Source organism: Pseudomonas sp. ASL7 (assembly GCF_056680375.1).
In genome coordinates this window covers 6,228,187-6,251,619 of sequence record NZ_CM155279.1, presented here as the reverse complement: position 1 = coordinate 6,251,619, position 23,433 = coordinate 6,228,187, and the positions used below count along the sequence as shown (strand labels likewise).

Genomic DNA, 23,433 nt, shown 5'->3' with positions numbered 1-23,433 from the left:
CACGTTTTTTTGAAATATGCCGGGTAACAATCTGCCGGTGTGGATATGTAGAAATTCATCGCGCTGAGTCTCGCTGTCCTGATCTAAATCCGTGCTCTTTGATAAGCCAGACAACTACAAGGCCGAACAGCAGCAAGGCCAGCAATATCCATAGAAAAGATGCAATGCCGTTCGTTTCCAGCAACAGTCCGCCAACCAAACCGCCACCGGCGATAGCCAAGTTCCAAGCTGTCACTACCATCGACTGCACAGCAACAGAACCCTCTCTAGCCGTATCAGCTGAAGCCTTCTGTAACAACGTCGGCGTACCACCAAAGGTCAGCCCAAAAATTGCGACGCCAAGGTATATCCCAATCTGACATGAGAGGTCGCGAGCCAACGACCTTGTTGGGCTCAACTTATCGCTACCACCCCTTAAGCCGCTTCGCCGCCAGGTCGATTTGGCAGTTCCAGCCGCCCGAACTCCCCGCGCTGATAAGCGCGAATCCGATCGCTGATCTGCTCTGATGTGTTCATCACCAGAGGTCCGTGCTTGACCAAGGGTTCATTGAGCGCCGGACCGGACAGCATCACGAAATGGGTTTCTGTGTCCGGCGCAAGCCGGATCACCGCCTCGTTCGCCGCCGCATCCCCCGCAACTGAAACTCCTACTGCAGTTGATGTCGCCAGCGCTCTCTCTTCACCATCGACTTCCAGCCGTAGCTTACCGCTGACGACGTAGATCATCGCATTCCAGCCGCGCGGCAGTGCGTGCATGAATGGTGTTGCATCGCTGAGAAAGCCATCCAACAGCGTGAACGGCTTCGGTAATTGCGACGTGTATTCAGCCTGCACGCCGTTGCTGTGGCCGGTGACCACGCGGACGCGCACGCCGGGCGTTTTAAATTCTGGAATGTCGCTCGCCTCGACGTGCACAGCATACGGTGCATCGAACTTTTTGCTGGCTGGCAGGTTCACAAATATCTGCAACGCATGCACGTGCCGGCCATCACCTTCCGGTTGCTCGGTATGAACCGCGCCACGTCCGGCAGCAAGCCAGTGCAGTGAACCAGGATGGATTGGACCATGGTTGCCCAGCGAATCGTAATTGACGTGGGCGCCGATCGCGTCCTCAAACATATAGGTCACGGCAGAAATGCCCGCGTGCGGATGCGGCTCAAAGGTCGGGCCAGTCATATGGAAATGATCAAGCATTACGACCGGATCGATCAAGCCGCCAAACTCCTGCTCGCCAAAGTGCTTGGCTTGAAACACGTCGCTGATCACCATATCGTGACCGGCGATCGGGGCTGAAACGCGAACTTGATTGCGCATGATGCGACTCCTGAGCCATTCATTGAACGTTCGTAAGGCTGACATCGGTGCGCAGCAACGCACCCCGATCGTGATCATAGACTTGTTTGCCTGATTACTTGCTGTTGGCGCTCTTGAGCTGCCACACCAGGGTCGCAAACGGAATATCGAGATCACCATAGACTTCCTGCGCCTTCGTATTAGAGTTGTCCCGCAGCCATTCAGCCCCTGCCGACGCATAGTCGGTGACTGGCACGGCGGCACCTTGCAGACGCTGCAGCCCCACGGTGCGCTTCGCATCCTTGAAGGTGCCAGACGCATCCAGACGCGAGCGTCATAGCCCGCCGCCTTGGCCGACAACGCGGGAGCATCGCGCACACCTCCAGCGACACGCCGGCGATCAGGATCTACTCGCGACCGGTTTTCTTGATTGCCGCCTGCACATTCGGGTCATCCCAGGCATTGATTAGGGTCCGGGTGATAACGGGTACGCCCGGCGGTGCGGTGGTTAGAGAGCAACATTACAAATGTCGGACAGCCTGCTAATAAGTTCCCATTACAAAACTTCGCTTACAGGATGCGGGACACCTTGCCGCATGAGGGCGACCATGCGGTGGTCGAAAGCTGCCTACGCCTGCTTTTGGCCGTTTTTTGCCTGTCGCGAAGGATGGCAGCCGACCCATTGCGGCCCCACGTCTTGATCTAAAACGGACCGTCATCTCACTGCAATTGCCAGACCGTCAGCGGTGAAAATGATGGCTTGGGCTGCTTCCAATTCATCGGGCGTACTCTGGACGATGATCGAGGATGCTTGGGGTTTGACCTTCCGTTCGCGGCAAAGCGGCCAGAATAATTGAACTGCCCAGGACTCTACCTTTGCACCTGTGGGCACGCCGTAAGCATCCTGAGCGCAGTGCGGATGGCCGCTGCTGGTTTTGTGAAGCTTGTCCCAGATATTGAGCACATTGCCATAGTTGGATGAAGCATTGCCGTAGCGGCCGATACCATGATGCACATGATGAAAATCCTGGAGCGAGAACAGCTTTTCTGCCAGATCAAGAAACAGACGGCCAGGCGCGAAACGGCGCAACCACAGATCCCAGCGATAGCCTACATGCTGGAGATAACCTACTGTCAGCTTGAGGCCCAGCATTGCTGCGCCAGCCTCCTCGGCACCGACAAAAACCAGTAGCGGAGCCATCACATTGACGGGAATGAGTAGGTAGTAAAACGTGCTTTCGCGCACACCCATCAGCACGTTCATGCGCGTCGGAATATGGTGAGGTTTGTGCAGGCGCCACAACCAGGGTATTTGGTGTGCCTGGCGGTGAAACCAGTAATTCCCATAATCGTCAAGCAACAGTACCGCGAGGAACAAGAGTGCGAAATTGGCGTGAGCGAGAGCGTTTCTCCACTCGGGGAGAAATGTGACAAGTAAATAGGTAATCAACGCAAAAGGAAGAGCACGAATGGAGAACGCGATCACCATACACATCAGGTTCACACCCAATTCATTCATGCTCAATGCGCGAGGTTTCCTGAATTCCCCCATCACAATGTCAAGCACAAGCAGCAGGGCAAAGACACTGAGCCCAATAGTCATTCCCATCGCGGTTTCCTTTTGCTGAGTTGCGAGCCTTGAGCACTGTTCATTTCAGATTTTCAGCAAAGAAAACCAGCTTGCCAACCTTGGCTGGATTGACTGTGATTTCGACGGGAACGATGCCGTTGAAACGCTCAAGATTCTGGCTGCCGCCACTCAGCGTAATTTGACCCTGATCTCCATGTCCTGGCGTTGTCTGAAAATGTGCATACAACACGCCGCCGTCAGTCGTTTTGAATTCACAGTCGCCAGATCCCGCAATGACTGCCTTTCCCTTCAACGTGTCGGTAATGGCACAAAGGGCATAGAAACGCACCGACTCACCTTGTGAAACCAGCTTTCCCGCACCTTCGGCAATCATATTCAAGCTTGACGTGCCCGCAGCAATATTAACTTCGGATACGTTTTTTACGGCGGCACCAAACTCAAGCGTGATGGGCGTGTCAGCCGCTTGCGCCTGCGAAAAGGTTGCACACAGGATTAAGGCTGGGATCAATTTCGATTTCATTTTTTATTATCCAAAGTCAATGAATGCCGGTAAAAACTTATTGCTGCGCCATATTGCTGCGATCAATAAAACGGTCGTAGTGGATGTAATGAGGCTCAACGACGCCACCTAATTGGCGAAGAATCGAATCGATCATCGGGGGCGGGCCACAGAGGTAAAAACTACTGTCGGCCGGGCTACAGAAACTGGAAATATGTTCCCCGCAATATCCAGCCAGGCCACGCCAGTCAGAATCACCGGGCTCATGTGACAGGACGGGCTCGAACAGCATCCGACTGCGGGCAGGCCAGTTGGCTTGTAATTTCGCGATTTCGCTAAGGCAGTACAGATCGTCCTGGGTGCGGGCGGCAAAAAACAGCGTCACATCCGGTGCGCTTGGCTGTGCGCTCAAATGTTCGAGAATTGATTTGATGGGTGCAAGGCCACTTCCGCCAGCGATAAGAACCATCGGGCGCTGAGCATTATGGACAGTGAAATCACCGAGCGGGCCAGTTAACTCTATGCTCTCGCCGATGCGATCCTCGGCAAACAACCATTCGGTAAATTGTCCGCCCGGGACCAGGCGGACATGAAATTCCACCTCGATTTGCGGATGACCCAATGGCGCTGAGCAGAAGGAGTAACAGCGCGGTTCCTGGGCCAGCGCTGGATGCCCTGGAATGCTCAATTGGGCGTACTGTCCAGACTCGTAGGACAGCGGTGCATCAAGCTCCAGTACCAGATGGCGAATATTGTGGTTCAGAGAAATGGCAGATTTGATCCGTCCGGAGCGCGTGACCAGTGCCGGGCCCTGGAAATCCGGCGACAAGCCCGGAACGGCAAGCAGTACATCGCTCAAGAGTTCGGACTGGCACGCCAATAGATAGCCGTTGCGCATTGCATCGTGGTCCACATGATGGGAGATGTCCTTCTTGAGCCTGACTTTTCCCCGCAGCAGACGACATCGGCAGGAGCCACATTCGCCGACCATGCACAAATGCGCAATTTTGACGCCGCTGCGCAGACCGGCCTTGAGGACAGTCTCTCCCGGTGCCACGCACGCTTGCAGCTCGGTGCCTTCGATGATCAGTTGATAACTATTGAGCGATGCGGGCGCGCAAGCAGTAGTCGACATGGGAACAGTTGCCTTATTGGGTACGGGCGAACTGTAATTTTTGCTAGAGTAATGCGTCCAATGCATTGTAAACATTGAAGCAATAAACCATGAACATGATGAGGTGCTAGATGGACCTGAAGCGCATCCGCTATGCCCTCGCGCTGGCGCAGGAACTGAACTTTGCCCGTGCAGCCGAAAAGCTGCATCTGAGCCAACCCGCGCTCAGTCGTGGCATTCAGGCATTGGAGGAAGAGCTGGGGCTGTCTTTATTCGACCGCGACAACCGGGCAGTTTCAATAACCAAAGTAGGTGAAGTATTTCTGGAACACGCCAAGCGTATCGCTTACCAGATGCGCACGTTTGAGTTGGACATGATGCAGATACGCGACGCTGATGCAGGGCACGTCGCGTTCGGGGTCGGACCTTCGCCGACCTATGGGTTGGTGCGTCAGGTGCTCAGGGAAGTCAGGCAACAGAGCCCCGGCATTTGCTTCACCGTGGACACAAACAACTGGCGCTACCTGCTACTCCATCTGCGGGCCGAGGAAATCGAGTTTTTTGTGGCCGACACGCAGGACATTTCACATGAGCCTGATCTCGCCATCACACCCCTTTGTCGTCAACGTGGAGCATTCTTCTGCCGCCCTGGTCATCCGCTGATTGTCGATCCGACGCGCAAACTGAAAGATTGTTTGTCCTATGGCTTTGCCTTGAGTTCATTCCCCAATGGGGCGCTGGTTCAACTTAGACACCTACTTGAGTTGGCTCCCGATCAGCCACTGCCGGTGGCGCTGAAGTGCGACAACCTCTCTGTGTTGAAAGACCTCGCGATTAACGACGACTTGATTCTGGGTGCCACACACGCCGCAGTGCAGCGAGACCTGTCCGCGGGAGCCCTGGTTCACTTGCCTTTTCCCGAAACGGAATCGCTGTTTACTGAAATAGGCATCGTACATTTGAGCGGACGAACATTGTCCCCGGCAGCCATGTTGGTGCTCCACACCATTCGTGCCGTTGCTGGTGAAACACCTGTGACCGCCATGTACAAAGGAGCGGGATTTTGCGACGAACGATGAGTCATCTTCTGAATGCGCCACTGACTACTATTCGGCTGCCGCCTCGTAGGCGCATGAGGTTTCAGAGCGAAAATTGACCGACTGCTTCTGGCCGGCTGTCGCCGGTGGCGACAGGCAAAAAACGGCCGATTGGGTTGAAAAAGGACCCGGTCTGGCTCCCCATACATTGAGAGGTGAAGATGCCTTTTTTTGCACGCTGCTACGTCAAATCTGAGCATTGAACCTTCTGTGTAAAACACGGATCTCAATCTCAGACGCGCACTTTTCTGCCGTGGAAACCGAAGCCGACTTTTTCAACAGAATCGGCCGTTCTCTGCCGGTCACAAGGCCGTTGGCGGGTCTAAAAAGCTTGGGGCGATTCAGCTCTGGCTGCTCATTTCGCTATGAAATTCGACGCCCTTCGAAAAATCGCAAGCAAAAAAATCTCAGTCGTACATCACGACCCTGCATTCATCCGCATTAAGAATCACATCCCCAGACTCAGTAGCTCACCACTCAGGCAGATCGCCCAGGCGACCTGCTTGATGGGCGCTATGCCCGTGCACTGACTTCAGTCCCGACTCTCTCGATAGGAACCCTGTACATGACCACTCAATGCCCACGCTGTCACTCCACTGCTGTCATCACCAAGGATATAGCCAGGAAAATCGGCGCCCTGATCGGCACCGTCGGTGGCGCCGCCCAAGGAATCACCGGCGCCATGGCTGGCGCCGAGGTGGGCGCTGTCATCGGCGTTGTCGCCGGCCCCGCTGGTGTCGTTGCTGGCGGTATTGCCGGGGCCATTCTCGGCGGATTAGCCGGAGCGGCGACCGGCTGTATCGCCGGCGCCAAACTCGGTGAAGTCATCGATGAGCGGGTTTTGGACAACTATAGTTGCCTCGACTGCGGACTGTCGTTTAGCAACCGTCATTCCGCTTGAACCGCTCATCCCCCGCTTGACGCAATTGCTGCTCCCCATCTGATCCATCGCTCCCCTCTCTCTATCAACATCCCGCACGACGACTGATCCCTGCTGAATGCTCAGCGGCTTCGCCGTGCGCCTATGAAAAGGAAGATCTCCATGGCACATCTCATCGAACAAATGGCTTACGTTGGCGCTACGCCCTGGCATGGCCTGGGCAGTCAGCTCTCGCCCAAACAACCGCTGGAAGTCTGGCAACAAGAAGCCGGCATGAACTGGCAGATCCAGGAATCGCCGGTACATTTCATGGCTGATGCCGTCGGCCATCTCGGCACCATCCATACGTTTCCCGAAGAGAAGGTACTCTTTCGCTCCGATACCAAAGCTCCACTGTCGGTGGTCTCACAGCGCTACCAGGTGGTGCAGCCGCGTGAGGTGCTGGAGTTTTACCGGGATCTGACCGAACGCTCTGTTACGAGTTGGAAACCGCAGGCGTGCTGAAGGGCGGGCGCAAGCTCTGGGCCCTGGCGAGGACCGGGCAGTCGACCACGCTCAAGGGCAATGACGTGGTCAATGGGTATTTGCTGTTGGCCACTTCCTGTGACGGCACGCTGGCCACCACGGCGACCCCGACCACCATCCGGGTGGTCTGCAATAACACTCTGAGTATTGCCATCAATGGCGCCAGCCAGGCGATCAAAGTCCCACACAGCACCCGTTTCGATCCAAGAGCCGTGAAGCAACAACTAGGCATCACCGTGTCGCAATGGGACGACTTCATGTACCGCATGCGCACGCTCGCGGCACGCCCGGCCAAAGACCATGAAGCCAAGGACTACCTGCGCAGCGTGCTGTGTGAGGTACAAACGGGCAATCCGCGCAGCGGGCTGTCGAATGAGCGCGCCTTAACCAAGGTGCTGAGCATGTACGACGGTCATGGCCGAGGGCAGAGCTCGAAGCGGCCAAGGGCACCGCGTGGGGACTGCTCAATGCCGTCACCGAATACGTGGACCACGAACGCCGGGCGCGCAGCAACGAGTACCGCATGGACACCGCCTGGTTCGGCCAAGGTGCAGTCATCAAACAACGAGCGCTCAATACCGCCCTGCAACTGTTGGTTTGAAGCACTCGCCGCATAAAGGGAGGCCGACGCCTCCCACATCCATAGACTTTCTCTCAGTGGTTTAATCCCTTCACGGAGCTCCACCATGCCCACACGCTGCCTGATCTGCGATTCCCAGGCTGTACTGTCCAAGGAGGCGACCAACGCGGCCGTCATGCTCATTGGCACCATTGATAATTTTCTACTCGGGGTTCACCAGGCCCATACCCAGGGTCGGGAAACGGGCGCAGAAATTCGACAGGAAAGCCTGCTGGTGCAACTCCTCGATCTGATCGGCGAGAGCGTGTCCAGTACGACCTCTGGCTATACCGCCCTGACGGCCTTTGCCAAGGACGTGCAGAAATATCAGTTCGGCGACTATGACTGTCTCTGTTTACGCTGCGGAGCCAAGTTCGATCAGAACGCCAATGCCTGATAGCACCATAACCAAACCAGGTAGTCCCGCAATCATCCCTTACTTAGGCGTTCGGCCAGGCGCTCAACCAGTTCCACGACCAGTTTCCGATCATCATGCCCCAGCTGCATCAATAATCGACTGATCCTGCTGGCCTGGTCATCCGGGCGTGAACTGGCCTCGGTCAACAACTCGGCCGCCTCGCAACCAAAGATGCCGGCGAACTCCAGCAACCGCGCAATATTAGGAATCACGACGCCACGCTCAATGCGGGAAACGGCTTCGTTGCCAATACCCAGACGCTCGGCCACTTCCTCCTGCGTCAAGCCACCGCGAGTGCGTTGCTTGGCAATCGCACGCCCCACCACACCCGCCAAATACTTCTGATCAGTCTCTATCACGGCACCTCCCAATATCCACCTAGATGGTTGGGTAACGCCTCATTGACATGAAGAGCTATTCAGGTTGAAAATCAACCTTTAAGGTTGTTTTTCGACTATTTGTGCCCACAGGAAAAACAAGGAGTTTTACAATGGATACTGGTGTTTACTCGGCTTCCAGCATAACGAACGAAGAAATTTCGAAACTAATTTCGCAGAAAAAAACATTCACGATAAAAGACATCCCCACTTATTCCTTTGGAAACACTGTCGAAACAATTGAAAAGCTCATCGAAGCAGAAGGCTTAAGCTGTCGAGTATACGTTGCAGGCCGCATCGCCGCAGTGGCGGCAAGTGCATGGACTGTAATGGGTGGCTTAGCCGCAGGGTTGGCGATAGCAGCTCACAATATCGCCACGTACGACCCAGACTACGAAATAGCAAAGTATTTCGTAGTAAGCACATTGATAGTCACATATAAGAAAAAATGACTTCAAACACATGATGTAGTCTTTGTGTGTGGTTCCATTAACTATGCTGAACGGTCGGTGATCGGTAAGCACCTATTTCTTGATCATCGTAGCGACATCCCAATCCTTAACGTAATCCTCGCCTGGTGCCCTACCTACGTTGCAAATTCATCTGGATCATCCAGGTCCTAGTCCCAGGGCGTTGAAAGTCAGCTCGACAGGTTGATTTTCCAGACGTCCGTTCTAAGCATCGCACAACCACTTACTTAACAGAAGGAAACATGTGCATGAACAAGAAATTTCTATTGATTGCACTACTTAGTTTTATTTCGAGTGCATATTCTTTAGGCGCAGCTGCTTGGCAAGCAAACGAAATACAAGAGTGCCCCACTAACAAACGCAACGCAGCTTGGTTGGACTGCGTACCTGAAGATACCCCGGCAAAACTCCCGGATCAGATGCAGGATGGTAGCGTAAAGGTGCTAGAGACTCGCGGTGCGGTATTCTGCGACCAAGGTACCTGCGAGTATCAATACCAGCGCGCCAGCGGTCTATGGGACTCAACTAACGAGTATGCAGGACAAATCCAGCAAACTCCAAAAACCCCCATAGTTCTATTGCGTGGATACTACTTAGGAAATGCTGAGGATGGTCGTATCGTAGCGTACCTAAAAGGCACCGGCCCAGAAGCTGGTGGACGAGCAGCTCCAGCCATTCAGAAAGCCTCTACGAACTCTTCTAATAAAGCCAATATAGACAGCTGTGTCGATCAATGGGGTGCTGCGTTCCACAAGGAAAATGGCGAAGACGCTATGGTTATCGCCGACATGCTCGACGAGTGGGAGAATTGGTGTAAAGCAGGCAAACATCCATGATTGAGCTAAAGGTCACCATCCAGCCGGCCCACCGCTATAATCCAATGCGTACGACGCATGGCGTCAGGACGGCAAGTTTGCCAGACGTTTACAAAGGGGATGTCCGCACGCATACCCAGAATCGGGTAAACGGCACAAAGCAGACAGCGGTAGTTGAAGAGCTCTGTCTGCTATTTTTTGTGAAATTGCATTCGACTTGGCTCCCCATTTGCATTCGACTTGTCCAGCACGCTTAGCAACTTTTATCGTAAGAAAGTAACCCAATAGCCGACCCATGTTGGCAGAGATCGGCCAAAAGCGGGCGTTCAAAGCGGGAAAAATTCTTTCCACTCGTTATGGCTACCGCGCCGCCGACCTGGGTGGGCTCAGCTGTTTGCTCGCCTTCGCCCCAATGATCGCCTTCACCTCGGGGCGATGCAGGCTTTGGCCCTGAAGAGTTTCTGAGGGCTATGTCGCAGCAGGTTTTAACGGTGCCTTATTGCGAATCATGTCAGCGGCTTTTTCCGCGATCATGATTGTCGGAGCATTGGTGTTGCTTCCCACCAGAGTCGGCATGATCGAAGCGTCAACAACGCGCAGCCCCTGCATGCCATGAACGCGCAGTTCGGCGTCCACTACGGCCATATCGTCCTGCCCCATCTTGCAGGTACCCACTGGGTGATATTCAAGGCCAAACTTGTCCTTGATCGCTTGGGCGAGGTCTTCGTCGGACTGTACGTCCTTACCAGGAAACAGCTCTTCCTTGCGATAGGGATCGAAGGCTGGGGCAGCCAAGATCTTACGCACCAGCCGTACCCCGCCGATCAGTGTTTTCATATCGTCCGGATGGCTGAGGAAGTTGAAGTCGATGATCGGTTGGTGGCTCGGATCAGCGCTGGCCAGGCTGACTGTGCCACGGCTTTTTGGGCGTATGCAGCCCACATGGCAGGAGTAACCATCGTGTGTCATCAGCTTTAAATCGCGCCCCGAGTCGTCGAACAGCAGCGGCAAGGTGCAGAGTTCGATGTCCGGCACTGCAAGGGACGGATCAGTTTTCAAAAAGGCTCCTACCTCCGTGAACGAAGATCGGAGCTTGCCGAGATGGGCGCCATAATACTCGATACCTTCACCGACCATCTGTAGCACACCGCCCAGGGAGAGCTGTACGCCGCCGTGGGGGTGACTGGTGGTGAGCACCGCGGTATCGGGGTGCTCCTGCAAATTTTTGCCGACCCCTGGCAAGGGATGGACGAGAGGGATGCCGTGCATCTTGAGCTCGTCCGGATGCCCGATGCCCGACAGCATCAATAGTTGCGGGGAATTGAAGGCACCCGCCGAAATGATAACCTCGCGGTTGGCCTTGATTGAAGCCTGCCCGCCCCTGTGCTCAACAGTGACGCCGACCGCCCGTTTGCCTTCGCACTCGATACGCACAACGTCGGCGCCAGTCATCACCGTCAGATTGTGTCGGCTCATGGCCGGATGCAGATAGGCCACTGCGGTGCTACAACGCCGACCATTGGCGATGGTGAACTGGAATGCCCCGAAACCTTCATATTGCTCGCCGTTGAAGTCATTGCTCATCGGCATGCCAGCCTGCTCGGCCGCCTCGATGAAGACCTTCGATATCGTGTAGTTGAGCTCGCTGTCCGACACGGCCAAGGGGCCTTGGTCGCCGTGATACTTGTCGGCTCCGCGCTGATTGTGTTCCGCCTTGCGGAAATAGGGCAGCACTTCGTCATAGCTCCAGCCTGGGGAACCCAGCGAAGCCCAACCGTCGTAATCGGACCGATGGCCGCGGGTATAGACCATGCCGTTTATAGAGCTGGAGCCGCCAAGGGTCTTGCCGCGAGGACAAAAGAGCGGTTCGCCGTGACGAAGGGCCGGATCCGACTTCGCTTCGTACGACCAATCGTATTTTTTGGTGAACATAAAAAGCCCGAACGCGCCCGGTGTGTGAATGAACGTCAGTGCATCTGAAGGCCCGGCCTCAATCACGCAAACGCTAATGTCGGGATCTTCCGACAGGCGGTTGGCAAGAACACAGCCGGCCGAACCGGCTCCTACGATGACATAGTCGTACATAGATGCACTCCTCGGTTGAGCTTCTTGCCAGTGTTTGGAAATGCCGTCCTGATTTGACGAAACCCGGCATCATCTGAATTTGCCATCATAGGCGGTGGTCGCACGCCTCTGTACATGTACAAATAGCGCTGTCAGCTACCACGATCTCGGCGTCACTACTGTACTGATCTGCAGCTTTACTTCCCTGTTCTGAAAGACCTATATTTGAATGAGGCTTGCCCTTGTACTTCCCTCGGGGGAACTGCCAGAAAGGATAGTCCACGACTTCCCCCTTCACCACCTAGTGATAACCGTCTTCGTGGGTCACCTTGCCGCGAAATACGTAATAGCTCCAGAAGGTGTACCCCAGAATGAACGGGATGATAAAGAGCGTGCCCACCAATATGAAGCCTTGACTTTGCGGCGGTGAGGCGGCGTCCCAGATCGAGATCGACGGCGGCACGATGTTCGGCCACAGGCTGATACCCAAACCGCTGTAGCCGAGGAAAATCAGCACCAGGGTCAACAGGAATGGCGTGTAGTTCGCATTGCGCGCCACGGCACGGATCAGACCGTACATAGTCACCATCACCAGGATCGGCACCGGCAGGAACCAGTAGAGGTTCGGCAGGGTGAACCAACGCGCCGCGATCTCGGGATGGGTTAACGGGGTCCAGAGGCTGACAATCCCGATTACCGCCAATACTACGAACGCCAATGGCCTCGCCAGGTCATGCATCTGTTCCTGCAACTTGCCTTCGGTTTTCATGATCAGCCAAGTGCAACCGAGCAACGCATAAGCCACCACCAGCGCCACACCGCAGAACAGGGTGAACGACGTCAACCAATCCAGTGAGCCACCGGCAAACTGACGGTTGACCACCGGTATTCCGTCGATGAACGCTCCCAACGCCACGCCCTGGAAGAACGTTGCGGCGACTGAACCCCCGATGAATGCCTTGTCCCAGAGGTGACGCTTGTCGTCCTTGGCCTTGAAGCGGAACTCAAATGCGACACCGCGGAAGATCAGCCCGATCAGCATAAAAATCAGCGGCAGGTACAACGCCGAGAGCACCACCGAATAGGCCAACGGGAAGGCGCCGAACAACGCCGCGCCCCCCAGTACCAGCCAGGTTTCATTACCATCCCAGACCGGCGCAACGGTGTTCATCATCACATCGCGGTCGGTCTTGCCCTTGATGAACGGGAAAAGAATCCCGATGCCCAGATCGAAGCCATCCATGACCACATACATCATGATGCCGAAGATGATGATCACGGCCCAGATCAGCGGAAGATCAATACCCATGACTCAAATCTCCTTGGTCTGGCTGTGATCGCTGTCACCGTGGGCGTCAGCAGCGGACAGTGGACGCGCTGGTGTGCGCTTCTGGCCCGGACCACCGTCATTGGTTTCCTTGCCTTCGTCGATCTCCGGCCCTTTGCGCACCAGGCGCATCATGTAGCCCAGACCGGTACCGAACAGCGTGAAATACACCACGACGAACATGATCAGCGTGATGCTCATCTGCGTGAAGCTGTGGTGGGAAGATGCATCCGCCGTGCGCAGCAATCCGTACACCACCCACGGCTGACGACCGATTTCAGTGGTGAACCAACCGGCGAGAATCGCCATCAGGCCCGACGGCCCCATCCACAGCGCCAGGTACAGGAACGGCCGCGAGGTATACAGCTTGTCGCCCTTGCGCAGCCACAGGCTCCACAAACCGGTGAGGATCATCAGCATCGCGAGGCCAACCATGATTCGGAACGACCAGAACACGATGGTCGAATTCGGCCGGTCCTCCGGTGGAAAGTCCTTGAGCGCCGGCACCTGTTTACTCAGGGAGTGCGTCAGGATCAGGCTGCCCAAGTACGGAATCTGGACCGCGAACTTGGTCTTCTCGGCCGTCATGTCCGGCCAGCCAACCAGGATCAGCGGGGTTGGATCATTACCGATGTTTTCCCAGTGGCCTTCGATCGCGGCGATTTTCACTGGCTGGTACTTGAGCGTGTTGAGACCGTGGGCATCACCGATATAGGCCTGAATCGGCGCCACGATCAGGGCCATCCACATGGCCATCGAGAGCATGGTGCGGATCGCCGGATTGTCCTTGCCGCGCAGTAAATGCCAGGCTGCCGAGGAGCCGACGAAGAACGCGGTGGCGAGGAACGCGGCTGTGGCCATGTGCAGCAAGCGGTAGGGAAACGACGGATTGAAGATTACCGCGAGCCAGTCCACCGGAATGACTTGGCCATTGACGATTTCGTAGCCTTGCGGCGTCTGCATCCAGCTGTTGGAAGCGAGAATCCAGATGGTCGAAATCAACGTGCCGATAGCGACCATGACCGTGGCGAAGAAGTGTAGCTTGCGTCCGACCTTGTTCCAGCCGAACAGCATGACACCCAGGAAACCCGCTTCGAGGAAGAAGGCCGTGAGGACTTCGTACGTCAGCAACGGCCCGGTCACGGCACCGGCGAAGTCCGAAAAGCGGCTCCAGTTGGTGCCGAACTGATAGGCCATGACCAGCCCGGAAACCACGCCCATACCGAAGTTGACGGCAAAAATCTTCGACCAGAAGTGGTAAAGATCGCGGAACGTGTCGTTATGGGTTTTCAGCCAAAGGCCTTCGAGCATCACCAGGTAACTCGCCAGGCCAATGGTGATGGCCGGGAATAGGATGTGGAACGAGACGGTAAACGCGAACTGCATCCGGGCGAGATCAAGTGCCTCCAAACCGAACATAAGTCTTCCTCTGTCAGGTGATACCGGCTGAAGGCTCGTGGCCTGCACCCACTGTTTCCACGGATATGGAATGTGGCGAATTTGAATTCATTCTTTTTTACAGGCATCACAACATAGGGAGTCTGACCATTGATCGGTCGGATCATCTCCACAAGGGTCTGATCTGGATCAAACAACGTTAAAAGCGTAGTCCATTTTTTGACGCTGGACGTTGTCCCCGGTGGCGGGTAGCCTCCTAAGAGCCGTGCATGCACCTTTCAACGCACACGGCTCAAGCCTCCTCTAAGGCATCTTCCGACACCCGCCTACCCAACTTCATTTTCGGTTTGTTGCTGACTTCTATGTCAATTGAGATAGTGCATTTGTAAGTTGCTTGCTGCATCTGATCCACCGTCAGTCCGTTTACAATATGCTAACCCTATCGCCTTAAGCGACGATGTCGGGAGGGTGCAAGCCACTAGGGAAGGTCTGAAGTACGCACCGATTTTTGATGCCCTCGCTGCATAAGGTTCAAAAAATCATGACTCGGTCGAAAAGCAGACCATCTCGTCCTTAATTCACGGTTCTTTCCTCTGATGGCGCTGTTTCAGGGCGATTGACCCGCATTACAGGCGCACCTCTCCCATAGCCAGAAGCCGTTTTCGCATCATCCACAGGATCGACAGGGCAAATAGCGTGGCCTGTTGCGCGGTGTTTTTCATCAGCCCGCGAAAACGCACTTTCGTATAACCAAACTGACGCTTGATCACGCGAAACGGGTGTTCAACCTTCGCTCGTACCTGGGTTTTCGCGTACTCGATCTTGCGACGCATGCGCCCACTCAAAGTCTTTTTCGCGTGTTTTTTATAACTGCTCGGGCGTACCGCAATTGACCAGATCAGCTGGCGATCCTGATGCTCCGCGCGCTTGTCCACGCCGGTGTAACCAGCATCGCCACAGACATAGGTTTCCTCACCGTGCAGCAGTTGATCGACCTGAGTAACGTCCGCCACATTCGCCGCAGTACCCACCAGGCTATGGACTAAACCTGACTTAGCGTCGACACCGATTTGCGCTTTCATCCCGAAGAAATATTGGTTTCGTTTCTTCGTCTGATGCATTTCGCGATCGCGTTTGCCGTCCTTGTTCTTGGTCGAACTGGGCGCATGAATGATCGTCGCATCGACCACGGTGCCCTGACGTAGCATCAAGCCTAGATCCCTCAGATAACCGTTGATGACCTGCAAAATTCCACCGCCCAACTCATGTTTTTCCAGCTGACCTTCCAGGGCACGACCTGATCCATCTGGATCAGGAAGCGCTCGCGGCGGGTCTGCTTACGTTTGCCGGCGTTCTTGGCATCGGCGAAGGACATCTGTTTCATGGGGCTCATCCGTCGTGATCGTGTCAGGCGGGTATTTCACCAGATTTGGAAGTCTTCTTCAGAGTTTCCCTAGGGTCTCTGGTTACTGTGGATCCAGACTGAAAACGCATGCGCCGTCTTGAAGTCTGCGTTGCTACGTAAAACCTGCCAGAGTTTGGTTAATCAGCCAGGCCGGAAATATGCATAGGAACGCGACTTTCGTAACAGTCTCGACTGCAACCTGCTCTAAAACGTCTTCACATAGCCTAGGTCGCTTTATGTCCCCACGATACGCAAGAATCGGCCAAAAGCGGTCCATCACTACCAGACATGGGCAAATATTGAACGGCCAAAGCATATGACCGAAATTCTGATTTGATCGCGCAGAACCATCAAGCCTGGCTACTGAGCTGGGCTTTTTTACGCTGGATGCTTACACAGCCGTCAAAAAAAAAGCCAATCGCAATGATTGGCCTAAGTTGTTAATTTTTTTGGTAGGCCCCACACGGAGTTGCACCGTGGACCAAAAGGATCAAAACCGGGACCATCAACAGACTCGACGACCAAGCCCAGCAAAGGTGCGTGCTTAGATTAGTCGGCAGCGGCACGCCCCCTACATCGGCTCAATCTCTCCCGGACGCCAAGTCTTGTCGAACCACGGTTCGAGGGGGCCGTAGAGACGCAGAACGGTGTTCCAGCCCTGCCGGGGAGGGTCTGCACCCAGTTGTCATGCTTGCCAGCCAGTGCATTTGGCCCAAAGTAAACATCGACTGAACCATCCGTATTGACCAGCAATCCGTTGGTCAGGCTGTCGACGGCCGGGTATTCTTGATCGGTCTGGAGCATGGAGCGTGTCTGGCTGTCGTACACCGTAAACGACCAAAACTCCTTGGCAGGAGACCCACAAAGTACCGTCCTGGTCGAAGGTCGCGATACGCTCGGCCGGCGACCATCAGGCGTCTCCTTTCTCGGCCCCTTTGCCTGATTTATCCAAGCTCGCGGATTCGCCTTTGAGTCGGGAGATTTCTTTTTCGATTTCACGCTGTTCCTGAGTCGGGAAGCGGCGGATGTCGACGATGTCCGTGGGCTTGAAGGCCCAGATAAATGCCTGAATCCAGGGTACCACCGCGAGAAAGCCCGCCCAGCCCATGATATTCACGGCTTCCGCATCCGGATGCTTGCGCGCGATAGCGATGCGCCCAGGCAGCCCGGCTATGACTATCAGCACACGACTGCACTAATACCGATGATGAACAACGAAATAAACGTGACGTAGTCCCAAATGTCGAGCTCAAAGCCGAGTAGTTGCGCCATGATACGTCTCCAAACTCTGCAGATTTGCAGAATGTCTCGGGCATAACTGGAGTCGTGTAGTAAGTCCGGCCTTATCTACGAAATAAACGCCCAGTCACTTGGGAGGTTTACACGTTCAGCGGCTGCTCGATAGACAATTCAATCGCTACTATTTGGGCCCGCTGTCTCCAGTGCAGTTGTGGCGTGGAGGCTTCCTGTTTGTAGTGCAGCAGGTTAGGAGTGGACTGCCGGAAAACTCTCCCAGGCGCACAGCTATTCAAACAAGGGCGCTGCAGCGTCCTTGTTTGATTTCATGTTTTGACACTGCCTGTTAGTAATGTTTTTCACCAGTGGAAGCCATTGAACTTACATAGCCTTTTTAACTTTTGCCCATTCAGATTTGAGCTTGGTGATAAAGGATGCCTTTGGTTCCTGGCCACAAACCTGAACCAACGCGGGGGTAACGGTAGCGATACTTTCAACATCCACTACCTCATCTTCCACCTTACCCTTGCGGCTCACCACCTCTCCAACACCCACTGCGACTGGCCGGTCAGTTTCAGTTACGGCAAGAAAGTCTTCACAGGTCCACTTTGAAACAGGTTTTTTTCCGGTACTGCCAGCGGCCATGGCCATTGAGCTGGCGGCTAGTATCAAGGCTGCTATAACAATCAATTTGCGCTGCATTATTAAATCCTCTGTTAATGGAATAATGACAACTAGGTAGCATTTTTTTCACGCGCCCAATCCACCATAGCCAATCACCCTTCGCTGATGTCCTCGCTGGGTAAATGAAGCGAAAATCGACGCGATGCAGGTTCAGCTGGAGCATGACGGTTACTCACAGTTCGCGTCGATCGCGCCTTGGGGCATCAACTCGGTTCGATTTTTCAACACGATCTGCTGTTTGCCCTGAACGTTTGCCAATCACTGGCCTGTGTGGATTACCACGCAGGCCAGTGAAATTAGAGGTTGGATCTCGGCAACAATCCAGCTCTCTCCCGAGATTATTTGTCGCTTTCCACCTTCGCTTCAGCTTCCTGCAGCCTCTTTTCGTCCTCGGGTGACAGCTTCGGCCGGTCGAGCGCAATATTCAGCTTGTTGATCGTGCCGGTGAATGCAAACGGGATCTGATAGTCCTTGTCATCCACGGGCGTACCAGAGGCTGCGCCGATGTTGAATACAACGTCCAGAGGCTTGGTGAGAGGAAGGGTGTGCTCGATCCTCTCGGTGGACACAGGTTTGCCATCCACCTTCAGCGTCCCGGTCCCGCCACCACCGATACCGCTCACGTTGTTGTATGCCAGGGTGCCTGCGCCAAGTCCGTCATACTTGAAGGCGAACTCGATCGTGTGCTTGCCCGGTGTCAGTTCAGGCCCCTGCCATTTTGTTCGCTTGAGGCCGAGAAAGTTATAGGTGAACGTTGGGGCTCCTTTCATCAGATAGAGCGCGTAGCCCCAAAACCGCCCACCTTCGTTCACGATCATGCCATCGGCACCTGCCTTGGGTATGTCAACCTCGGCTGTGATGCTGTAGGAGCTGTTGAGCAGGTTTGGCATGTTCCCTGCCGGGATATTGGTGACAGTCGCGCCCGAATAGTTGAACACCGTCCTGCCCGCTGCAAGGCTGGGACGGGGCGTTACGAACCGCGTGGCTGCCGAGGCGTCCAGCGGCAGTACTTGATATTTGGCGAACTCGCCGAACATCAGGTCCTTCATTTCCTGAACTTTCACCGGATTCTGTGCGGCGAGGTCTGTGTATTGTGTCCAGTCTTTACTGAGATCGTAGAGCTCGAATTTGAACGCTGATGCGGGATCGGTGACCGCTGCCCCGGTAAGCTCCCACGGTGCGCGAATTGGCACCGCGCTCAGTATCCAGCCATCGCTGTACAGACCCTGATTACCCAACATCTCGAAATACTGGGTGGTGTGATGCGACTTGACATCACGCCCGCCGGCGTTGGCGTCGAACGTATAGTCCATGCTCACCCCCTCCAGCGGCTTTTGCGCGATGCCGTCAACCTGGACCGGTGCGGGAATACCGGCGGCTTCCAGTAGTGTTGGCATGATGTCAATGACGTGGTGGAACTGCCAGCGGATACCGCCAACGTCCTTGATATGACCTGGCCATGAAATCGCCATGCCGTTCTTGGTGCCGCCGAAGTAGGATGCGATCTGCTTGGTCCACTTGTACGGCGTGTCGAACGTCCAGGCCCAACCAATGGAGTAGTGCGGATAAGTCAGCTTGCTGCCCCAGGCGTCGTACATGGGCATTTGTTCGGCCGCTGTCGGATTGATACCGTTGAAGGGAAGAATCTCGTTCCAGGTACCCATTGGCGAGCCCTCAGCCGAAGCGCCGTTGTCGCCGCTGATGTAAATGATGATCGTGTTGTCGAGCTTACCCATGTCGTCCACTGCCTGGACCACACGACCGATCTCGTGGTCGGTGTAGGCGAGATAGGCCGCGTATACATCTGCCTCCTTAATCAACAATTTCTTTTCTTCGGGAGTGTATTGGTCCCACTCCTTGAGCATTTCCTTCGGCCAAGGTGTCAGCTGGGCATCCGCCGGGATAACCCCAAGCTTTTTCTGATTGGCAAATATCTGCTCCCGCACGGACTGGTAGCCCTTGTCAAAGAGGTGCATGGCGCTGATTTTCTCGATCCACTCCGGCGTCGGATGGTGCGGAGAGTGTGTGCCCCCCGGCGCGTAATAGATCATGAATGGGATCGACGGGTCGACGTCGTTGATCTGATTCATCCAGCCGATGGCATCGTCGGCCATGGCCGTAATGAGATTCCATCCGGGATGCCCGTCGAAGGGCGTGATTGGCGTGGTGTTGCGGGTGAGCATCGGTTCCCACTGAGAGGTATCACCAGCGTTGAACCCGTAAAAGTAATCGAAACCCATACCGGTCGGCCATTGATTGAATGGCCCGGCCTGGCTGGTCTCGAAAGCGGGTGTGTTGTGGTTCTTGCCGAACCAGGAAGTGCGGTAGCCGTTCTCTTGCAGGACTTTGCCTATGGTTGCGTTTTCAGGCCCCATGATGCTGTTGTAACCTGGAAAGCCGGTTGCAATTTCGGAGATCACACCGAAGCCTACAGAGTGGTGGTTGCGCCCGGTGATCAACGCCGCTCGCGTCGGCGAGCACAGCGAGGTTGTATGGAAGTTGGTGTAGCGAAGGCCGTTTTGGGCAATGCGGTCCATGGTCGGCGTCGGGATGACGCCACCGAAGGTCGATGGCGCGCCGAAGCCGACATCATCGGTCATGATGACCAGGATATTCGGTGCACCCTTCGGTGGCACCACGCGCGCCGGCCACGCCGGCGTCGACTGCAGGGCATTCAGATTGATCTGGCCTTGGAACGGTGGAGGTGGCGGTGGCAGGTAGTTACCATCAATCGTGGTGGTCGCTCCGGGCGAACCCGGCTCACCTGTGGTTTGCTGGGCCAAGGCTGGTGTCGTCAATATGGCTGACAACATACATGCCAGGATCCCCAAGACGAAGGGTCCGGATTTCGATGGCCCTGATGTGAATTTCACAGCGAGTGCTAATACCGGCGCTGAACGCTTCATTGAAACTCTCCCGAATTCCCGAATTCCCCTTCATCCCCCTCGTGGAGCGTAGTCAAGGTCAATAAAGCTGTGTTCACAATCAGCTCAAGACCGACAAATGGCAGCTTTCAAGCGGGTTGTCGCGTTATCAAGCTGTCAGTTTTTATTGCGGTAATCAATCCGGGGGCAGCAAGCACGACTCCCGGCTATGTGTCTGACCAGAGCTATAGCCCAGCAACGAAATTCACGACTATGTCGACCGTCACCATGGCCCCTACAGGCGTTGCCCCCAACGCCCCAACGCCCTAGCGCAACCCTAGTTGACGCCTCAGATCGGGCAGGCGCTGATCCTGCGGCGCATCCGCTTCCAGGCGACGGACGTAGTTGATTGCTTTGGAGAGCATGCCCAAACTTTCCTGGTTCGCTAGAACGGCGAACTCATCTCATGCATGAGTCTGATTCAGCTCCTGGCAGCAGATCAGTAGCCGGATTCTATCTGCCAGCGCATTCATCGATTGAGCAGTGCTCAGGTAGGCGGTTTCGGTGCCGTTCAGGCAGATCAGCCCCAATGGGCTGACTTCGAGCCCAATCTCCCGGTAGGCCATCCAGAACACGTCTTGATATTCGTCGTCGCAGCGGTCCGCGTATGTCTCGCCAAATCTGTGGCACGCAATCAAATAGCTCGGTCAGCGATGTCGAGGTGATCTGCTCATCACCCTCTGCATCCAAGGTGACATGGTAGGCCGGCTCGTCCGTGCAAGTGACGGCCTGCATCAGACGACTGATGGCGATTGCAGTGTGTGATTCAGATAAAGGAAATCGAGGATTGATGAATGGAGGAAGCATAATCGTCCCTCCTAGACAATGGACTGATTGAGTAACGGGCCTCAAATTTACGCCGCCAAGCTCCTAGAAAATAACCAGCCTATGTGATCAACCAGAGTCAACGTCAGAACAGCCAAGCCTAGGGGCTGTTGACGCTTCGCAACGTCGGCACTGAATGCCCTTAGGCCTTGAGGCCCAGCTCTCGGTAAACCAATGCAACCAGTTGGTCTGGATCGATTGGTTTGAGCAGGAAATCGACGACATTCAAATGCATGGCCGCGATGGCATCCCGAATCCCCGCATCACCGGAAATGATCACAACGGGCAAGTCTGCCCACTCTGATTTTCGGATTTGGCGAATCAATGCCAGGCCATTGAGCGGCTGCATACGCAGGTCAGTAATAACCAGCCCGATGGACTTGTCGGTGACCAGTGAACCCAAGGCTTCGGTTGCACTTTTAGCCATCAGGCACTGGATACCATTGACCTGAAGAATGTCGGCCAGCATCTCACGCGTAACGTCGTCATCCTCGACTACCAAGGCTTTTTGAGGTGGTAGCTCTCGCTCCTGCATGACGGCATTGATTGCTTCGCGCTCGGCGTCACTCAAAATATCGTAATCGTGCATATTGACTCAGTTCATACATGGGATTGGTTTTCGCAACGGCCTCGTTCCGTTTTCAGGGCCTGCGAAAACCCAATGACGGCCCGCTTGCCTGGCTTAACAGCGTGGCTGTTTTAGAAGCCTACCGTGCTTACCCGAGCTGCCTGCTCGGCCAGATCGTCGTCGGTATCCGTATAGCATTCGGCAATTGCCCGGCATTGCTCCTGTATGGCCATAAATGTATCGACAATATCCGGATCGAAATGCTTTCCGCGTCCTTCGATGATGATGGCAAGCGCTTTTTCGTGGGGAAAGGCCGGTTTGTAGACCCGCCGGCTGATTAACGCATCGTAAACGTCGGCAACGGCCATAAGACGTGCGGAAATTGGAATCGCATCGCCCTTCAGACCCAACGGATAACCGCTGCCATCCCATTTCTCATGATGGGCGTAGGCAATTTCCTTCGCGCATTGCAAAAAGGCAATGTTTTTATCCAGACGTTGCTCTGCACTCGCGATGGCATCGCGTCCCAGGGTGGTATGTGTCTTCATGATTTCGAATTCATCGGCGTCCAGCTTGCCTGGCTTGAGCAAGATCCGATCGGGAATGCCGACCTTGCCGATGTCGTGCAGCGGCGCCGACTTGTAGAGACATTCAATCGCCGCATCACTGAGATAATCGGAAAATCGCGGATGTTGTTGCAGTTTGACGGCGACGGCCCTCACGTAGCACTGGGTACGCAGGATGTGGTTGCCGGTTTCGTTGTCACGCGTTTCGGCCAACGAGGCGACCGCAAGGACAGTTGCATCCTGAGCGCGATGGATTTCCAGTGTGCGCTGCACGATTTCTCGCTCAAGGAAACGGACCTTATCGCGCAACATATCGCTTGATGTCTTCAGGAGAAGATGGTTTTTTACCCGCGCCAGCAGGATCGGCGGGCTGATTGGCCTGCTAATGTAATCGACGGCCCCCAGTTCAAGGCCGATGTGCTCACTGTGCGTATCGGTTTTCGCCGTGAGGAAGATCACCGGAATGTCCGCCGTTTCGGAACAGGCCTTGAGTTGCCGGCAGACTTCATAGCCGTCCATGTCCGGCATCATGATATCGAGCAAGATCAGATCCGGCGGCAGATCGGAAAAGGCGATTTTCAACGCTCGAGCGCCGTTCGACGCGACCTGCAGGTGGTAGTCGTTTTCCAGTAAATCGCAGATCAGGCTAAGATTTTGCGGCGTATCGTCGACCACCAGGATCGTCGATTTACGGTTCGGATTGTCATTGCCATTCATAGCGCGATTCGCTGTGGTTTC

At 55.0% G+C, this 23,433-nt stretch carries 21 protein-coding genes and 2 pseudogenes; 6 read left to right on the top strand and 17 right to left on the bottom strand.

Annotated elements, in window-relative coordinates; all coding sequences use genetic code 11:
- Nucleotides 1-414: 414 nt before the first annotated feature.
- The 5 genes from AC1MDT_RS28875 to AC1MDT_RS28855 all read right to left on the bottom strand — a co-directional run bounded on the left by AC1MDT_RS28875 (nucleotide 415) and on the right by AC1MDT_RS28855 (nucleotide 4,518).
- Complete coding sequence (locus AC1MDT_RS28875; protein WP_480420058.1) at nucleotides 415-1,314, bottom strand: pirin family protein; 900 nt, start codon at nucleotides 1,312-1,314, stop codon at nucleotides 415-417.
- Between the two features lie 94 nt (nucleotides 1,315-1,408).
- Nucleotides 1,409-1,579, bottom strand: a complete 171-nt coding sequence (locus AC1MDT_RS28870) for a hypothetical protein (RefSeq protein ID WP_480420057.1) — start codon at nucleotides 1,577-1,579, stop codon at nucleotides 1,409-1,411.
- Nucleotides 1,580-2,008: 429 nt separating this feature from the next.
- Entirely contained in the window at nucleotides 2,009-2,902 is an 894-nt protein-coding gene (locus AC1MDT_RS28865; RefSeq protein ID WP_480420056.1) for a sterol desaturase family protein, read from the bottom strand.
- A gap of 40 nt (nucleotides 2,903-2,942) precedes the next feature.
- On the bottom strand, nucleotides 2,943-3,404 hold the full coding sequence (locus AC1MDT_RS28860; protein ID WP_480420055.1) for a hypothetical protein: 462 nt from the start codon (nucleotides 3,402-3,404) through the stop codon (nucleotides 2,943-2,945).
- 37 nt (nucleotides 3,405-3,441) lie between these two features.
- On the bottom strand, nucleotides 3,442-4,518 hold the full coding sequence (locus AC1MDT_RS28855) for a 2Fe-2S iron-sulfur cluster-binding protein (RefSeq protein WP_480420054.1): 1,077 nt from the start codon (nucleotides 4,516-4,518) through the stop codon (nucleotides 3,442-3,444).
- Nucleotides 4,519-4,628: 110 nt separating this feature from the next.
- Between AC1MDT_RS28855 and AC1MDT_RS28850 the strand changes: the two genes are divergently transcribed.
- From AC1MDT_RS28850 to AC1MDT_RS28835, 4 genes and pseudogenes are all read left to right on the top strand, one after another.
- A complete protein-coding gene (locus AC1MDT_RS28850; RefSeq protein ID WP_480420053.1) occupies nucleotides 4,629-5,576 on the top strand; it encodes a LysR family transcriptional regulator in 948 nt (315 codons plus the stop codon).
- Nucleotides 5,577-6,159: 583 nt separating this feature from the next.
- The gene (locus AC1MDT_RS28845; protein ID WP_480420052.1) at nucleotides 6,160-6,495 is read left to right on the top strand and encodes a hypothetical protein; all 336 of its coding nucleotides are present in this window, start codon (nucleotides 6,160-6,162) and stop codon (nucleotides 6,493-6,495) included.
- 141 nt (nucleotides 6,496-6,636) lie between these two features.
- A pseudogene (locus tag AC1MDT_RS28840) lies at nucleotides 6,637-7,600 on the top strand (DUF932 domain-containing protein).
- Between the two features lie 85 nt (nucleotides 7,601-7,685).
- Nucleotides 7,686-8,015 carry a hypothetical protein gene (locus AC1MDT_RS28835; protein WP_480420051.1) on the top strand — a complete coding sequence of 110 codons (330 nt, stop codon included), beginning with the start codon at nucleotides 7,686-7,688 and terminating at the stop codon, nucleotides 8,013-8,015.
- A 32-nt stretch (nucleotides 8,016-8,047) separates the two neighbouring features.
- Here the strand turns inward: AC1MDT_RS28835 and AC1MDT_RS28830 are convergent, their stop codons facing one another.
- Nucleotides 8,048-8,395 (bottom strand): helix-turn-helix domain-containing protein, encoded by a 348-nt coding sequence (locus AC1MDT_RS28830; protein ID WP_480420050.1) that lies wholly within the window; start codon nucleotides 8,393-8,395, stop codon nucleotides 8,048-8,050.
- Between the two features lie 131 nt (nucleotides 8,396-8,526).
- On the opposite strand from AC1MDT_RS28830, the gene AC1MDT_RS28825 reads away from it, so the two are divergent.
- A complete protein-coding gene (locus AC1MDT_RS28825) occupies nucleotides 8,527-8,865 on the top strand; it encodes a hypothetical protein (protein ID WP_462045245.1) in 339 nt (112 codons plus the stop codon).
- 266 nt (nucleotides 8,866-9,131) lie between these two features.
- The gene (locus AC1MDT_RS28820; RefSeq protein WP_480420049.1) at nucleotides 9,132-9,719 is read left to right on the top strand and encodes a hypothetical protein; all 588 of its coding nucleotides are present in this window, start codon (nucleotides 9,132-9,134) and stop codon (nucleotides 9,717-9,719) included.
- Between the two features lie 447 nt (nucleotides 9,720-10,166).
- Here the strand turns inward: AC1MDT_RS28820 and AC1MDT_RS28815 are convergent, their stop codons facing one another.
- The 11 genes and pseudogenes from AC1MDT_RS28815 to AC1MDT_RS28765 all read right to left on the bottom strand — a co-directional run bounded on the left by AC1MDT_RS28815 (nucleotide 10,167) and on the right by AC1MDT_RS28765 (nucleotide 23,412).
- Entirely contained in the window at nucleotides 10,167-11,783 is a 1,617-nt protein-coding gene (locus tag AC1MDT_RS28815; protein WP_480420048.1) for a GMC family oxidoreductase, read from the bottom strand.
- A gap of 280 nt (nucleotides 11,784-12,063) precedes the next feature.
- Complete coding sequence (gene cydB, locus AC1MDT_RS28810; protein ID WP_480420047.1) at nucleotides 12,064-13,071, bottom strand: cytochrome d ubiquinol oxidase subunit II; 1,008 nt, start codon at nucleotides 13,069-13,071, stop codon at nucleotides 12,064-12,066.
- A 3-nt stretch (nucleotides 13,072-13,074) separates the two neighbouring features.
- Entirely contained in the window at nucleotides 13,075-14,508 is a 1,434-nt protein-coding gene (locus AC1MDT_RS28805; RefSeq protein ID WP_480420046.1) for a cytochrome ubiquinol oxidase subunit I, read from the bottom strand.
- A 605-nt stretch (nucleotides 14,509-15,113) separates the two neighbouring features.
- Nucleotides 15,114-15,871, bottom strand: a pseudogene (locus AC1MDT_RS28800) (IS5 family transposase).
- A gap of 570 nt (nucleotides 15,872-16,441) precedes the next feature.
- The gene (locus AC1MDT_RS28795) at nucleotides 16,442-16,891 is read right to left on the bottom strand and encodes a DUF1214 domain-containing protein (RefSeq protein ID WP_480420045.1); all 450 of its coding nucleotides are present in this window, start codon (nucleotides 16,889-16,891) and stop codon (nucleotides 16,442-16,444) included.
- Nucleotides 16,803-17,078 carry a DUF3302 domain-containing protein gene (locus AC1MDT_RS28790; protein WP_480420044.1) on the bottom strand — a complete coding sequence of 92 codons (276 nt, stop codon included), beginning with the start codon at nucleotides 17,076-17,078 and terminating at the stop codon, nucleotides 16,803-16,805. The genes AC1MDT_RS28795 and AC1MDT_RS28790 overlap by 89 nt, the downstream gene beginning before the upstream one ends.
- 431 nt (nucleotides 17,079-17,509) lie before the next feature.
- Complete coding sequence (hdeA, locus tag AC1MDT_RS28785; RefSeq protein WP_480420043.1) at nucleotides 17,510-17,830, bottom strand: acid-activated periplasmic chaperone HdeA; 321 nt, start codon at nucleotides 17,828-17,830, stop codon at nucleotides 17,510-17,512.
- 320 nt (nucleotides 17,831-18,150) lie between these two features.
- Nucleotides 18,151-20,595, bottom strand: a complete 2,445-nt coding sequence (locus tag AC1MDT_RS28780) for an arylsulfatase (RefSeq protein WP_480420042.1) — start codon at nucleotides 20,593-20,595, stop codon at nucleotides 18,151-18,153.
- Between the two features lie 545 nt (nucleotides 20,596-21,140).
- Nucleotides 21,141-21,311 (bottom strand): hypothetical protein, encoded by a 171-nt coding sequence (locus AC1MDT_RS28775; protein WP_480420041.1) that lies wholly within the window; start codon nucleotides 21,309-21,311, stop codon nucleotides 21,141-21,143.
- A gap of 392 nt (nucleotides 21,312-21,703) precedes the next feature.
- Nucleotides 21,704-22,150, bottom strand: a complete 447-nt coding sequence (locus tag AC1MDT_RS28770) for a response regulator (RefSeq protein ID WP_480420040.1) — start codon at nucleotides 22,148-22,150, stop codon at nucleotides 21,704-21,706.
- 110 nt (nucleotides 22,151-22,260) lie between these two features.
- Entirely contained in the window at nucleotides 22,261-23,412 is a 1,152-nt protein-coding gene (locus AC1MDT_RS28765) for a response regulator (protein ID WP_480420039.1), read from the bottom strand.
- Between the last annotated feature and the right edge of the window lie 21 nt (nucleotides 23,413-23,433).

Excerpts from the sequence above, each read along its gene's own strand:
- AC1MDT_RS28875 (WP_480420058.1), bottom strand. The coding sequence starts at position 1,314 with ATGCGCAATCAAGTTCGCGTTTCAGCCCCGATCGCCGGTCACGATATG.
- AC1MDT_RS28805 (WP_480420046.1), bottom strand. The coding sequence starts at position 14,508 with ATGTTCGGTTTGGAGGCACTTGATCTCGCCCGGATGCAGTTCGCGTTT.
- AC1MDT_RS28850 (WP_480420053.1), top strand. The coding sequence starts at position 4,629 with ATGGACCTGAAGCGCATCCGCTATGCCCTCGCGCTGGCGCAGGAACTG.
- AC1MDT_RS28865 (WP_480420056.1), bottom strand. The coding sequence starts at position 2,902 with ATGGGAATGACTATTGGGCTCAGTGTCTTTGCCCTGCTGCTTGTGCTT.
- AC1MDT_RS28855 (WP_480420054.1), bottom strand. The coding sequence starts at position 4,518 with ATGTCGACTACTGCTTGCGCGCCCGCATCGCTCAATAGTTATCAACTG.
- AC1MDT_RS28835 (WP_480420051.1), top strand. The coding sequence starts at position 7,686 with ATGCCCACACGCTGCCTGATCTGCGATTCCCAGGCTGTACTGTCCAAG.
- AC1MDT_RS28820 (WP_480420049.1), top strand. The coding sequence starts at position 9,132 with ATGAACAAGAAATTTCTATTGATTGCACTACTTAGTTTTATTTCGAGT.
- AC1MDT_RS28825 (WP_462045245.1), top strand. The coding sequence starts at position 8,527 with ATGGATACTGGTGTTTACTCGGCTTCCAGCATAACGAACGAAGAAATT.
- cydB (WP_480420047.1), bottom strand. The coding sequence starts at position 13,071 with ATGGGTATTGATCTTCCGCTGATCTGGGCCGTGATCATCATCTTCGGC.
- AC1MDT_RS28815 (WP_480420048.1), bottom strand. The coding sequence starts at position 11,783 with ATGTACGACTATGTCATCGTAGGAGCCGGTTCGGCCGGCTGTGTTCTT.
- AC1MDT_RS28770 (WP_480420040.1), bottom strand. The coding sequence starts at position 22,150 with ATGCACGATTACGATATTTTGAGTGACGCCGAGCGCGAAGCAATCAAT.
- AC1MDT_RS28860 (WP_480420055.1), bottom strand. The coding sequence starts at position 3,404 with ATGAAATCGAAATTGATCCCAGCCTTAATCCTGTGTGCAACCTTTTCG.
- hdeA (WP_480420043.1), bottom strand. The coding sequence starts at position 17,830 with ATGCAGCGCAAATTGATTGTTATAGCAGCCTTGATACTAGCCGCCAGC.
- AC1MDT_RS28845 (WP_480420052.1), top strand. The coding sequence starts at position 6,160 with ATGACCACTCAATGCCCACGCTGTCACTCCACTGCTGTCATCACCAAG.
- AC1MDT_RS28765 (WP_480420039.1), bottom strand. The coding sequence starts at position 23,412 with ATGAATGGCAATGACAATCCGAACCGTAAATCGACGATCCTGGTGGTC.